The organism is Streptomyces sp. NPDC032198 (assembly GCF_040636975.1).
Taxonomy (GTDB): Bacteria; Actinomycetota; Actinomycetes; order Streptomycetales; family Streptomycetaceae; genus Streptomyces.
The window spans coordinates 1-14,342 of record NZ_JBEZVL010000031.1; the positions used below are offsets into that span (position 1 = coordinate 1).

General features: G+C 65.4%; 7 protein-coding genes. 4 read left to right on the forward strand and 3 right to left on the reverse strand.

Annotated elements, in window-relative coordinates:
• The first annotated feature begins 379 nt into the window (after window positions 1–379).
• From AB0E78_RS41615 to AB0E78_RS41625, 3 genes are read left to right on the forward strand one after another with little or no spacing between them, the layout of a single operon-like run.
• Window positions 380–811 carry a hypothetical protein gene (locus tag AB0E78_RS41615; RefSeq protein ID WP_361844855.1) on the forward strand — a complete coding sequence of 144 codons (432 nt, stop codon included), beginning with the start codon at window positions 380–382 and terminating at the stop codon, window positions 809–811.
• Between the two features lie 6 nt (window positions 812–817).
• Window positions 818–4,693 carry an AAA domain-containing protein gene (locus tag AB0E78_RS41620; protein WP_361844857.1) on the forward strand — a complete coding sequence of 1,292 codons (3,876 nt, stop codon included), beginning with the start codon at window positions 818–820 and terminating at the stop codon, window positions 4,691–4,693.
• A 55-nt stretch (window positions 4,694–4,748) separates the two neighbouring features.
• Window positions 4,749–6,221, forward strand: coding sequence for a hypothetical protein (locus AB0E78_RS41625; RefSeq protein WP_361844860.1), 1,473 nt, complete (start codon window positions 4,749–4,751; stop codon window positions 6,219–6,221).
• Window positions 6,222–6,420: 199 nt separating this feature from the next.
• Here AB0E78_RS41625 and AB0E78_RS41630 read toward each other — a convergent pair whose 3' ends face one another.
• On the reverse strand, window positions 6,421–9,711 hold the full coding sequence (locus AB0E78_RS41630) for a hypothetical protein (RefSeq protein ID WP_361844863.1): 3,291 nt from the start codon (window positions 9,709–9,711) through the stop codon (window positions 6,421–6,423).
• Window positions 9,712–10,584: 873 nt separating this feature from the next.
• Here AB0E78_RS41630 and AB0E78_RS41635 point away from each other — a divergent pair.
• Window positions 10,585–10,875, forward strand: a complete 291-nt coding sequence (locus tag AB0E78_RS41635; RefSeq protein WP_361844866.1) for a hypothetical protein — start codon at window positions 10,585–10,587, stop codon at window positions 10,873–10,875.
• Between the two features lie 229 nt (window positions 10,876–11,104).
• Here the strand turns inward: AB0E78_RS41635 and AB0E78_RS41640 are convergent, their stop codons facing one another.
• Window positions 11,105–12,550, reverse strand: coding sequence for a hypothetical protein (locus AB0E78_RS41640; RefSeq protein ID WP_361844869.1), 1,446 nt, complete (start codon window positions 12,548–12,550; stop codon window positions 11,105–11,107).
• Window positions 12,547–13,845, reverse strand: a complete 1,299-nt coding sequence (locus tag AB0E78_RS41645; protein ID WP_361844871.1) for an HNH endonuclease — start codon at window positions 13,843–13,845, stop codon at window positions 12,547–12,549. The genes AB0E78_RS41640 and AB0E78_RS41645 overlap by 4 nt, the downstream gene beginning before the upstream one ends.
• Window positions 13,846–14,342: the final 497 nt, after the last annotated feature.

The window sequence follows — 14,342 nt, forward strand, 5'->3', positions numbered from 1 at the left end:
CGGCCGAACTCGGGGCCCACCGCACTGAGAACTCCACCGGCAGAGGCCGGCGGGGGTTCGTCAACTCAGTAGGATCCCGCTGCCGCCCGAAGGCATCGTGGTATCGACCCTCTACGAAGAGGCGTTCGGTGGATCACGAGCGCTTCGGCCCCAGAGATGTCGCCAATCCGAGATGAACCTCGTCCTGACCGATCCACGGTGTCGGGAGGAGCCGGGTCGACCGAGGACATCGTCGTCCACTGCTAGATGACGGACGCGAGGGCGAAGTAGCTTTCGCGTCAACTAACGTCGGGTTCCGGAAAGAGCACGCTTCCCTGCCCTGCTCGTCAGGTACTTTCCCAAAGCACCATAGGCGACAGCCGACAGCGCAGGGGGACGTGTGAGCAATGACGGCAACGGCCTGGCGCGCCTGTTGATCTCCGTGATCGACGATGATCCGCTGCGGGCCCGCAGTGACGCCCGCGAACTGCTGGCCGCGGTGTCGGATGCGGATCCGGTGGCCTCCCTGCGCTTGCCCTCAGCCGGTCCCTCGGTGAGCAAGGACAAGGGCGGCGACGTCTCGGAGGTCGTCGGCCTGGTCCTGAGTGCCGGTTCGTTTGCCGCGGCCTGCGTCCAGGTGTGGTTGGCCAAAGTCCCTCAGCGCACCATCATCGCAACCCGTCCCGACGGAGCCACCCTGCGCATCACAGGCCGCGAGGCTCGTGAGGACGACGCACGTCTCGAACGGTTTCTGGACGAGGGATCCCTGGCACCAGACGGGGGCACCGCATACGGCGCGCCGGGCCAGAACGACACCTCCACGGCGGACTGACCGAGAGTGCGAAACAACGACCGATACGCCCTTCTGATCGGCGCATCCGCGTACGACAGTGAGCACTATCACGATCTTCCGGCGGTCCGTGCCGATCTGCACTACATGCAGGCTGTTTTGCAGAGCACGGAAATCGGCCAGTACAACGACTGTGCAATGGTGCCGGACCCGACGCGTGCGGAAATGCTGCACGCCATCGAGTCGTTCCTCGAAGAGCGCCAGCAGAGTGAGAGTGCCCTGCTGTATTTCAGCGGGCATGGGGAGTTCTGCGAGGCCGACAACCAGCTGTACTTCCTCACCCGCGACAGCGACCCTGCCGATCTTCCCCGTACGGCGGTGTCGGCGGAGTTCCTGGAGCGGACTCTGCAGTCCTGCCGCGCCGCGTCCAAGATCGTGCTGCTCGACTGCTGCGCCAGCGGTTCCGTCGTCCAGGGCTGGCATGCCAAGGGCCGGACGGGTGCGGAATCGGACGAGGCGGAGTCCAGCACCCTGCTGCATCCCACTGGCGTGTACTTCATTACCGCCTCGGACGCGCTGCAGGCTGCCTCCGCCATGGCTCCCGCGGGATCGAGGCTCGGTACTTCGCGGTTCACCGGTGAAATCGTCGAAGGACTGCGGAACGGGCGGATCAAGGACAGCGGCTGGATTTCGCCGGAGGATCTCTTCGAGTATCTGACCGCGCAGATGGTGCGCAAGGGTGTGCCGGAGGAGCAGCGCCCGACCAAGTCCACCATCCGTGCCACCCACACGCTGCACTTCGCCCGATCGGTGGCCAGTCCGGTCCATCTCCCCTCTCCGCCCCATGAACCGCCCCCGCCGTCGGCGGCTCACCTCAAGGCTCGCGAGCGGGTCGCGGCTGACCGTGAGAACGCCAACGACTGGCAGCGCCTGCTGCGTTACTACGCGCAGTGTCTCAGCGCCCAGGCCGCGGCAAGCATGCTGCCCGACCGGCGGGCAGGACGGAACGCGCAGTACTTTCTGATAGACGAGGGGCCCGAGACCGTTCAGTCTGGTCTGAGCCCAGCACTGCCGGCCCCCAAGAATTTGCCCGGTGCGCACGGCTCAGGCGGCACCACGGCGAAGAACGGTGCAGGGCGCGCTGCCGATCAGCATGAGTACTGGTACGGGTATCCGGCCATCACGCTCCCTTCCCGCGGCGAGGGCAGCCGACGCACGGATGTCGGGATCGCCCCGCTGTTGATTCAGCAAATGGAGTTGGCTCCAGACGAGAGCGGTCGTGCGGTGCTCCGCCCGAGCGGGGTTCCATCGCTGCACACCAAGCTGGTGACCGAGGTTCTCTCCGAGGACGAGGCCGCCCAGCTGCTGGCCCGTTGGCAGCCGACGTGGCAGCACGGCAACGACGCGCAGATGATCAAAGCCGTACGGGAGTTGCTCGACGTCCTGGGGCTCCCCGAGCTTGAACCGCTCGACGCCTCTGCTCTGAGCGGGGACTCGGTGAACGAGGCCCTGCGTCCCGGCGCGCACAACGCCGCCGTGATCCTGGCCCCGTCGAGCGTGGAGCGGTTCGCCAGCGACGGCGTCGTGGAGAATCTCCTGGCCATCTCCACACGCATGGACGAGATCCCGGGTACGGCACTGGACGCGCTCCTGAACGGCGGCATCCCCGCGCCCACGACGGATCCCGTTCTCGTCGTGTCGGGCGGGCCCTCCAACGAGAGTCAGGAGCAGGTGGTCGTCTCCGCGATGACGCAGCCGCTGACCGTGGCCACCGGCCCGCCCGGGACGGGAAAGAGTGAGGTCGTCACCTCGGTGGTGGCCACCTGTGTCGCGGCAGGTGAGTCAGTACTGGTGGCGTCGACCAACAACGAGGCGGTGAACGTCGTCGCCCAGCGCTGCGACGGCATCGCTCCCGGCTTGCTGATGCGTACCGGCAACGTCGAGGCCCTGGTCAAGGAGGCCGAGAAGCTAGAGCAATTGCTGTCCGCACCGCCTGCCCAGCCGGGGCGCAGCTCCGCCACCGTGGCAGGTGAACTACGCAATCTCCGCTCGCGCGCCGCCGCCCTGCGTGATCAGGCCGCACGGCAGGTCGAGGGTGAGGTGTGGCTGGCCCAGGTGTTGTCGCAGCGCGCCGACTTGGCCGGGAAGGTCGAGCTTCCGGTGCCGCTCCTGTCACGGCTGTGGCAATCCGGCGACCTCTCGGCGCTGGCCCGCTGGGAAACGAGGGCCCGCCGGGCAGCAGCGGCGGGCGGCTGGTGGGGGCGCTGGCGCCGAACGCGCGCCATGAAGGCATTCGTCACCGCTGCCGGTACCGATACAGCGGTCCCACTGCCCCCATGGGCCGGGGAACGCCCCGTTGCCTCGGACCTTCTCGACGGCCTGGCGGATCTGACCGGCCTGGAGCGCCAGGTGCGTGACCTCACGCCGGCTCAGGCCGCCTACGACGAAGAGGCCGTGTGCCAGGCCCGCTCGGACTGCGCCACGACACGGGCCCAGCTGTCCGCAGAGCTGTGCGAGGCGGTGTCGGCGGAGGTGCTCGACCGCGGGCGATCGCTACTGGACCAGCGGCTTCAGACGTTGCGTCAGCGCAAAGGGACCCAGCGAAGCCAGCAGAACCTGCTGCGCCACCTGAAGGGGTGGGCAATCACCACCCATGCGGTGCGCCAGCTGAGGCCTGATCCGAAACTCTTCGACCTGGTCGTCATCGACGAGGCCAGCCAGTGCTCCATCGCGGCGGTGCTGCCCCTGCTGTTCCGCGCCCGCAGGGCCCTGATCATCGGGGATCCGATGCAGTTGACGCACATCCCCGGTATCTCGCCGGAACAGGAACGTCAGGCACGCGTCAGGGTGGGGCTGAGCGCTGCCTGGCTGGAAGACCGGCGACTCGCCTACCACGTCCACTCCTCCTACCACGCCGCCGCGCAGAACGGCGAGAGTGCACTGCTGCTCGACGAGCACTACCGCTGCCACCCGGAAATCGCCGACATCGTCAACGGCCACTGCTACTCCGGCGCGCTGGAAATCATGACCGACGTGCGCCGGCAGGTACCCGCGGTCGATCTCATGGACACCGGGGAAGCGGCCCCTGTACTGGCCTGGGCGAATGTGCCCTCCGGCGAGTCGGCACGCGGCCCGGGAGGAAAGTCCTGGCGCAACCCGTCCGAGGCTGCCGCTGTTACCGACATCGTGCGGGCGCTGCTTCGCCGCCTGCCCGAGAGCGCGACCGTGGGCGTGGTGACACCATTCCGTGCGCAGAAGGACGCCCTGGAGAGCATGATCGGCAGCGACCGGGTCCGGGTGGGGACGGTGCACGCCTTCCAGGGCGGCCAGCGCGATGTGATGGTCCTCAGCCCGGTGGCCACCGCCAACACCCCGAAACGCACGGCCCACTGGGTGTCAAGCCAGGTCAATCTCTGGAACGTCGCGATCACCCGCGCCAAGTCCCAGTTGATCACGGTGGGCAACCACGTCTACTGGCAGCAGGAGACAGGGCTCCCGCATCTGCTGTCCTCACGCTCGCTCCTGTGGGACCCGGCACAGACCACCAGCATGCAGCCAACTCCTGTGCCAGAGCCGCGTCTGCGGCAGGACCGTCGCCGCAGGGATCTCACCGACACCGTGCAGCAGGTCCTCGCCGCAGCCGGTGTTGTCGAGCTGGAACGTGATGCGCTGGTCGGTGGACAGCGCATCGACGTGCTGTTCACTGCGTCCGGCGGCAACACCGCGGTAGTCGTCGACACCGGCCCCGGGCCGGACCGTAATCCGGCACGACACCTTCGACTGGAACACGAACGAGCCGGCCTGCTCGTCGGGCTTCTCTCAGGAGGTCGGGGCGCGAAGGCCGGTCCTGTCACGCGTGTGGTCCGTATTCCCGCCTGGCGCATCCTCGCCAGCCCGAACGCACTGGCGCCGCTGTTCGACTGAGTGGCCGATCGGCCACCAGTGGTCGACCGGGACATCCGACGTGGGGAGGGCAGTCGTGGCCAGCACTGCGAAGACGGAAGAGGTCCTGAACAGCCTCAGGCAGCAAGTATCCGTGGCGGTTCACTCGACGCGGGAGCTCGTGGGCAAGGTTGACGAGGCTGCCGCCGACAAGGAACGGGAGCGTCGCGAGACGTTCGAAAAGCGGCAGGAGGAGGGCAAGACCAAGACGGGAGAGACCTACGAGCCCCTGCGGCGCAAGCCAGGCCTGCGCCCGCTCCCAAGCGTGGAGGTCGGCCTGTCCGTGACGTTGACGTTCTGGGATGTCCTGCATCACCTGGGCCGCGGACTGGCCCTGTCCCAGCGTGGTGCATCACGCGGGCTGGCTGAGCACTGGGGCAGTCTGAAGTACTGCCAGGCGCTCAGCGCCCATACCGAGACCCAGCTCGGCCTGTCACATGAGGGCAACCTGCTCGGCCTGTCCGACGAGGGCAAGCGAATCGCCATGTACTACAAGGCACTGCAGTCGGAGGAACTGGGACACGCCTTCGCCCTCGCCGTCAGCGAACAGATCCTTACCCGCCGCTATCCGGATCACAGCATCTCGATCGTCCGTGCCGACACCGCCCTCCGGGCCGGCTGGACCCTGACTAGTCGCGATAAGGCGAAAACAAAGACCGTCGGCTACCCCTACCGTCCGCAATTCTTCGCCGAGGTCTGGAAACCGGGCGAGTCCTCACGCGTCATCCCCATCGCCTGCAAAGGCAACCACAGCGACCGGCAAAAGGCACACGAACAGCTCGCCTCCGCAGCCGTCCACGCCGACGGAGTACACATCGGAGCCTGGAACCAAACCCCGGCATTGCTGTTCAGCACGGAGATCGCCCTGACCGACCCGCTCACTGTCCACGTCCTGCATGCCGACGGCCCCGGCGGCTGGCTGCACATTCCTGACGACACCCCCGCCTCCGACATCGACCTGGACCTAGGCGGCAAGAACCCGGATATCGGAATCCTCAAACCAGGACAAGGCAAGGACCCCGACTCCTCCGAGCCCGGCTGCCAAGTCGGCCCCAAGGACTACGAGTGGTTCCAGCGTGTCCTGGCCCGCGTCGGAGCCGCCGGCCTGACGGCCTTCGCCGGGGACGGCGAATCAACCGCCGCGCTCCTCACCACCCGCCAGGGCAGCGACTTCTTCCAGGGCTTCGCCCACGCCGCCTCCGGCAGCGTTCAGGACCAGGACTACACCCTGCTGGGCGAGAAGTTCGAGGGCACGGATCACGTCTTTCGACTCAACGGCAAACGAGTACAAGCGTTCTCCGGCGTCGCCGCCGATGTTCTCGATTCCCTCATCACAAGGAAAGAGCCCAGACGACAGGCCGATTTAGCCGCCTACCGACAGCGGGTCCATGCGAGAAGGGCCAAGGAACATGGGACATTCTGGGACCACACCTGGGGCGGCGTTGTCTCGATCGGCCGGGACGGCACAGTGCTGGCCATGCGTCAGATCCCACCCTTCCGAGACGAGTAGTTCCTGTATGCGTGCCACCAGCTACCGGCCCATTTGGGGCCGGTAGCGGTGGCGTTACTCACCTTTGTGTAGTCGATCACCCGTCTGATGCCTACGCTTCGCCGTCGTTCGGCACATACTCGCTGCAGGCCGCTTCGTGATCACCGCTGATCCCAGCTAGGGGAACTGGTTCCCGCCGGGAGCAGTTGCCCCCCGGAGGCTAGCTGGTGGCGCTGCCCAGAGCAGCCGCCACATCCCTCAACGTGTGGAATGTGAAGGGGCCCCCGACGAATCCCGCCGGCACCGGCGCACGGGTGACAAAAATTGCCTTGACCACACGCGGCTCAGTTGACGTCGGCAAGCCAAGGGCCACCGTCACCTCGTTGGCATAGGGTGCGAGGTCGTCGAGTTTCCGCTGGAGTTGTGCCGCGTAACACGGTTTTCGGTGGTCGACGTAGAAACGGTCCAGATGGCGTCGGATCTCTGGTGTCACGTGGACGTCAGCTGGGTCCTTCACCTCGATCAGCCAGATAACCGAGTCAGCCCCGCGCCCAGCGACTACATCGATCTCGGTCTGGAGCGAGGGAACCCCTAGGCGCTGGGGATCCTGCTCCCGGATGCGCTCCTCGACCACGTAGCCAGCTGCCCGAAGCGTTTGTGCCACCTCGGTCTCAAGGGCTCTGTTCTTGCAGTCGCGAACCGCCTCCAAAGCGTCTGCCACCCGGCGCGGGGGCGGAGGCTGTGTCCAAGGCAGGATTCCTTGAGCCACGAAGTTGCCGTAGATCCCTGCACTCGCGTAGCAGAGCTGCGGGCTGACGACGAGCCGCCCATTGCTGAGTTCGGCTAGGGGCTGGACGACGAGTCGTTTCTGCCTGCTGCGCGCATGCCACGGCTTCCAGTCGGCAGCCTGCAGCGCGGAGGATGTACTGGTGAGGAGCCCCTGAGCAGCAGCGATACGGGCATGTCCGTCAGGTTCCGCCGCGAGACGCAACGTGTCGTGCAGGTGTTGCCGGACGGTATCTGCGGGGACGGCCACCACCTCCGGATCGTCAGGCTCCAGCGGCCATTGGGCCATAGAGAACAGGACTTGCAAGATGTCGCTCACTGATGCTCCGTATGCGGCGAGCATGCCAGCATCAACAGCTGGATCGACGAGTTCGTCGATCTGTTCCTCGTCAACGACTTCGGCTGCTGCGCCGTCCTCGTCAGTCTGCTCGTGACTGCCGAGCGTCGCCGGAGCCGCGAGCATGTGAGCCGCTCGGGCCCGTCTGAACGCGCTAAGGTCCAGATCGAACACCCGGGAGCCTGCGCTCCCCGACTCGGCATCGGCATCGGCATCGGCATCGGCATCGGCATCGGCCAAGTCGGTCACCACGGTGATCTCATATGCGTCGCTGATTCTCAGTCCGGTGGGACGAACTTGATGATGAATCGCTTCGCTCCGCATCGTCGCGGCCAGATAAGCGGAGGCCGCAGCGGTGACCTCCATCCACGCGTACTGATCCACGCGGCGGATTCCAGTGGGTTGAGCGCGCAGAGCTGCTTCGATCGCGATTTCGTTGCTGCGCCTCAACCACAGATGCTCTTGCTCGAGTTCTGTCTGGCGCTCCAGTGGGTCCCAGGCCACCGAAAGAAGGCGGGAGGACTGTTCGAGATCACGGAATTGCTGGTTCTTCGTCGCCAAGGTGCGTTCGATCTGCCGCATCCCGACGGTGACAAGGTCGTCAGCGGAGTGTTGAGCGAGACGACGGTTCAGAGCATCCAACGCGGCTGGCGCCAGCACATCACGGTCAAGCTCTTTGGCCTGTGGGCCCACGTACGTTCCGGGTGCGATGCCCGCTGCCTGCACAGCACGGGCCACCTCCTGGTCCATCATTCCTACCAGATGGGCATCTACCGGCCACGGACGGGCAAGGTGTGGACGGCTCACCGGCGCTGTCATGATGCGGATCGCAAGTGTGGGCGGAGCGACGTGCCAGGCCGTTGCCACCGTGTCGACGGTACTCGCCGGCAGATCGCTCTGCTCCAGGAGAGACTTGATCGTCTGCGCCATGACATCCCGCGTAGTTGCGGCGTCACGGTCTGTCTGCTCCGCGAGCAACTCACAGTCAACGAGGAACTCAGCATGGATCACCCGGCCGTACGCACTGGACTGTGCTTCGACAGATCCGACCCGGATGGAATCGGCGCGATCACGATCGTCCGGCGTAACGGGCTGCATTTCGAGGATGTAGCCGACCGGTGAGGCTTCGTCATGCGCCGCCATCCACGCATCATTCACCTGCTCGAAGCCGAAGGCGTACGAGCCTGCGAGGTCGTGGAGAAGTTGGTGATGGATGTCGCCCCACGCCGGGTGCGCGGAACGTATGGCCACAGCAGGCGTGCCAGCCCGGATCCGCCAGCCGTACAGGTCAGGGCGGTCGTGGTCCGGCGGTCGGGTTACCTCATCCGCATGCGCTCGGCGCCACTCGTAGATCCCGTATGGGCCCTGTCCAACAGGGTCCAAGGCATCCCAGGAGTCGATTCCCGGCAGGGTGAGCAGGGCCAGCGCCTGCTCGAGTTCCTGCAGGCGCTGGCCGCGTTCCCACTCGGCGGCGCTGTGGTGGGGGCTGACCATCATCAAGTCCGGGGCCCTGCCGCCACTGAAGAACGTCTTATTGTTGCCGCGCCACCACTCCCATAGGTCAAACGCCTCCCAGACGACCATGTGGGGTCTGTCCGGCGCCGCAAGTTCACGGCAAAAGGTATAGAGATCCGTGTCGCTGTCGGCGGTGGTCGAGGCCCAGAGCAAATCTTCAAGGGACATGGCGGCAAGCCCCGGTCGCTGGGGCGCAACCAGATGTCCGGCAGATGCGACGAGGAGAAGCGGAACTACCTCCGTCCCAGCGGGAAGAGTCAGGGACCCACCGGGCAGCGGCACACAAACCTCTTCGTCCGGATGGGCACGGGCATGCTCGCTGATCCGCAGCACTGCTGGTTCCTCCCGGAAGGGAGCATCCGTCAGATGAGGGCGGGCGAACAGCTGTACCAGCAACGCCCTGGCAGGGCCGAACATCACCACCCATTGCACAACGTCGCGAGGGGAGACAGCCGGGCCGCTGCTTGTGTCAGGGGGGCCGACAATCTTGTCCGAGAACCGCCACAGAGCTCGGCGTGCACGTTCAGCTGCGAGCTGGGCAAAGCGCAGGCTGACGTTCGCCTCTGCCGAGGCGGCGTGCCGAGCGAGATCAACGACGCCCTGCCCCATGCTTTCGGGCAGGAAGCCCAACGGTAGCCAGAATCTCGCTGCGCCACCGTCGGACTGCTGAGGGGAAACGGCCAGGTACCTGCCGAACGTACTCTGCGGGGAATGGGGGTCGTAAATCGGCTCCCCCTGTTGTGCGGTAGCCCAGTCGAGCGCGGCCCGCAACGTCTCAGAAGGGGCGACCGTCGCGTCCACCGGACAGCTCACAAGCACCTGCGCCGCCACGAGTTCCTCGTCGGTCAGCGTTGCAGGGCCCTCGGTCGGCACGTCCCCATCGGGCCACGATGAAGCTAGTGCCCGACTGGCTAGATCGGCGTACCGCAATCCCACCTCAACGTATTCGGAGATCCCGAATCCCAGCTCGGGCACAAGAACCGAATCAGTCGCCTGAGCCACCGTCTTCCACCGCGTGACGTCGGCCAGTGGCCTCTCCACCTGGCCGGGAGCCAGCCGCAGCACCTCGTCTCTGAGCCGCGCGAGCACAACCTGACGGGGATCGGACGGAACGAAATCTTCCAGGCCAGCCAGCCAGGGCGCTTCCCGGCGACAGGCATCTAGTAGCCCGCCCACGCCCACAGCCTTGGCGGACGACCGCCCGGTTGGCGGCACAGCCAGCACTTGCTGAAGGAGGTACCCGACAGACGCCCACCTGTGCCGGGTCCCGGGACTGGCGCCCGCCGCAGTGAGCAGCGCCTGCATACTCGCCATGTCCATACCGGCGAGTCGTCGGCCCAAACCTTGAGGATCTGTCCGCCCCGTCTTCTTCGTGCCCTTGCCCACATCGCCCCCGTTCTCTTGAGTACGCCAGCATAGAAAGCTGGTGTCCGAAAACCCACTTCAAAATTGTCGTGCAGGTGACTGTGCTGTATCAGGACTTCCTTGACCCGGATGTCGCTAGAGTCGCTGGGAACTGACGATCACCAATTACGCCTGGGCCGTGGTCTTCTGCTTGAGGCGCTGTAGTAGTCCTCCCACTCACGCAGCTTGTCGTTGAAGACCTCGGCGTCGTCGATGATGGCGCCGTCGAGGAGCCGGTAGACCTCCTCGGCGTCGATCCGCTGGGAGCGTTCGACCTTGCCGTTCAGCCGTGGTGTTCGGGGCTTGATGTAGGTGGGGTGATGCGCTTGTCGAGCACGTGCCGTGGAAGGCGGGCTGGAACTCGGCGCCGTTGTCCGTCTGGATGACCTCGACCTGGAACGGCAGGCGCTGGATGACGCAGTCGAGGAACTGGATGGCGGTGGCCTGGTTCATCGTCGGGTAGATCCGCGGCACGCGCAGCCGGGTGCAGTTGTCGATGGCAGTGAACTGGAAGTACTTGTTGCGGCCTCCGCGCCGCCCTGGGACATCGACGCGAGCGGCTCGATGAACTTCACCCGGTGGCCTGGCAGTTGCTTTTCGTACCGGTCCCATCGGCGGTCGTGGCGCTTGTAGCGCTGCGAAGTCGGCAGACGGCCCCATGTCCAGTCGGTTGAAAATCCGCCACACCCCCAGGGATCACCCAGACCCGACAACGATGTCGTCTTCTCGCCTCAGCGGAACTCCCTTAGGTCGAGAAGGCACGCGCTACGCAGTCCGTCGTCGCAGGCGCGCGATGCGCGCGCCGGAGGCAGGACTGGGAGGTAGACCCGCGTGTCCCAGCGAGCGCGACCACACTGCGCATTCAGATGTAGAACTTGAATTGAGGCAGTGGCTCCCGGTCAGATGGGATCTCCCTCATGATCTCGCCAACCAGCCCGGAGAACTTGATCGTGATCGGCAGGAGCCCGCCCAGTGCGGCCGAGTTCCAGTTGAGCTTGGTAAGTGCGAGAACTTCCTTCAATAGGGCGTCCCTCGAAGAGTCCTGCCCGACGTGATCAGCGACCTGGAGCGGCGCCGGAACATGCATCCCGTGGAATTCGTTGAGCGCGGATATGTAGCCCGTCGTGTACAGGTAGTCCAGCTCCCCGAAGCTGAAGCGGGTTCCGCGCAGCGGCGGATACTTCGAGGTGGTGATGAGACGAACCCGGCTCTGCGCCTCTAGCGCCATCAGATCGTAGCGCCGCACGCGGGACTCGATTGCTGCGCGGAAGCCATCGCGTTCGTCTGGCCAGTATCGCGAGGTTTTGTGGACCACGACGCGAGCGGGGGTCTGCTTCATGACCGCCTCGTACCGGTCAAGTACCAGTGCCATCAGCTGGTGCGCGCCGTCGGCCGTCAGGTGAGGCGAGCGGCTCCCGGTCTTGTTCGGATCCCACTCGAATTCGTGTCCCCGTAGAACGAGCCCTTCCCCTCGCTCGTCAAACGCCTGCACGAGGCTGGTCTGCATCGTCGCAGCAGCGCTGCTCAGCGGCCGGTAGAAGCCGATACCGACGTAGCAGGTCCCCGGTGTGAGGCCGTACGGACTCCACGGATAGCCTCCCGCCTTGCAGTACATCGCGGTGAAGAAGTTCCACGCGATGCGGGAGGGCGGTGTCCTGTCGCGCCCGTCGAGGGTGGGCGCCCGGACGATCTGCGTCGGCAGGCGGAACCTCATCGCGCTTGCCTTGAGGGCACGGCGCAGGTCCCGATGGACTGCGCCGGTCTCTTTGCTGGCGTAGTCGGCCGTGCCGCAGCGCGTCACGATCTGGTCGGACAGCGCGATCACCACGTAGTCGGGGACGCTGTCACGCTCTGCCAACTGCCGGAACTTGGTCTCGAACAGGGTCAGGGCAGCGTGGAAGCGCTCCTTCTGGGACTTGATCTCCAGTACCTGCCGCAGTTCGGCCTGCCCGAGTTCTTCATTCCACGCATCGTCGAATTCCAGCGACGAGAAGAATCCGCGATCGGGCATCCACCCGGGGAATTCCGGATTGTGCACGTCTCCGCGTACGCCCTCGGCGCGACTGCTCATCCAGGTACGGGCCGCCTCGACGAGCTCTGAGGTACCGATCAGCCCCACGCGCAGCCGGGTGGGATGGCGGCCTGATGCCGTCCAGGAACGCGGCCCGTAGCGTGCGATGCCGGCCTTGGGGTCGATGTGCAGACCGTCGTCGGCGAACTGCAGCAGCGGTTCGGGAAAGTAGGTACTCGCGATGAGGGACGGCGAGCCGACCGGCGAGACACTCGGTGGAGCAGGGCGTGCCGTCATCGCAGTGTTTTCTCCGCGTCCTCGTCGTCTTCGCCTGCGGGATCGTCATCCTCGCCCAGACCTCCCGCCTCGGCCCAGGTAAAGAGGTCGTCCACGTACTCGACATTCTTGAAGGGCATGTCGTGCTCGGCGGGAATGCCGGGCCAGTGCACCTGCCCACTGCTAAGCGACGTCGAGACAATCAGATTCTGCCTGTCGGTGCCGAAGGGGAAGAAGATCCGTGGAGTGCTCCTGCCGAGGAAGTCCCGCCAGAACTGCACCTCGCCCAGGAGATCGTGGTTGAACAGACGGGACTTCTTCCGGGTCACCTGCCGCCCGATGTACTTGGCATGTATGGACTCGAAGCCGTCGGAGGTCACACGAAGCTCGGGTCTGACGCTCAGGCACCACTGGTTGTCACCGATGAGAAAGAAGCGCAGCGAAACAGCACGGTGAAGCCAGTAGTTGCGAGGCTCTCCGGTCGCTCGCTTCTTGGGCTGCCATACGACGCTCCGGGTTGCCCTGCTGGCATTCAACGGCCGGTACGGGACGGAGCGTTCAACGCCGACCGCCTCAGGTTCGAAGTAGTAGCGGTGGTGGTCATGGTCAAGCCGCAGTCCGAGACGTCCGGTGAGTTTGTTCAGCGACCGGTTCAGCAGTGCGACGTACCACCCCAGCCTGTCGGGATCCGTCCACCACTCCTTCGTGGAGTAGCGCTCGGTCTCCGTACGCGCCACCACGTCAGCGAACGGGTTGCCGATGTCACGCAGGTCCTGGAATGCCCACAACCGCCCCTCACGCAGGATGAACGGCGTCATCATTCCGGCAGATGCCGCGGCCGGCCTGACCTCGTTCTCCCGGCCGGAAGAGCAAGGGGCTCCGTAGATGTAGCGCGGCATCTGCGTGACCGGCAGCACATTGCTGTACACGGTGTCGCTGACCATCGGAGGCAGTTCCGACGGCACATTGGAACGCCCGCCGAGCCTGCGCTCGATCCGCTGCTCGTGAGTCTCCTTCATGGCCTGCAGACGCTCCACTGTGTACTTCGCAAGCGCACCATCGGAGTCGATCAACTGGTGATGCTGATTGCACAGCAAGATCAGATTCTCGTACCGGTTGCGCTCCTCCGGCGTCAGCGGCGAATCGCCTCGCGGACCATTCGGGCTCTCCGCGACAATATGGGCCATCTCGCCAAGCACCACAACGGGGTCCTGCGGCGTCCCCTGGGCCGTCAGAAGCAAGCCACATTCGGGAAAGGCACAGATATTGCCAGAACGCTGGGTCAACTTGCGTTGCTGCGCGACAGGTACGGCCACAACACCTCCTCCGGGTACCCACATGCTACGGGCGACCTCTGACATAGGCCCTCCCTCGCACAACAAGCGAACCCCCGGGACTCGGCCGCTTCGCGGCACCCACTGCTCAGCCATTGCCTGAACGAGTCATCACCAACTCCGCCCAGAGGCCACTGAAAGTAGAGGGTCACGACACGCCGAAGGCACTCAGTAGCACTTGCTCTGAATCACCATGCTCCGGCAGTCCGGCAGACGTATCAGCACATCCGCGCCATCGTCGTACGAGCCACCATCCATCACCCATCAGGAGTGACCAACTCGAACTCGTCCTGGCACCGGCCCGTTGGCGTGGAGCGATCCGTGTGGCGACGCGGAACATCGCCACCTACTCACCCACCGGGTTGAAGCCTACGGCGTATCTAATACTCCAGCCGTAGATCGTGATCTTCATGGCTGGACGGCCGCTTGATGTCGGTAGTGGCACCGGCGGGCGCGGGCTTGATGCCGACGTCGCCAGT

Bases quoted from the DNA above. Each gene is read 5' to 3' on its own strand.
- AB0E78_RS41640 (WP_361844869.1), bottom strand. From the start codon at position 12,550: ATGACGGCACGCCCTGCTCCACCGAGTGTCTCGCCGGTCGGCTCGCCG.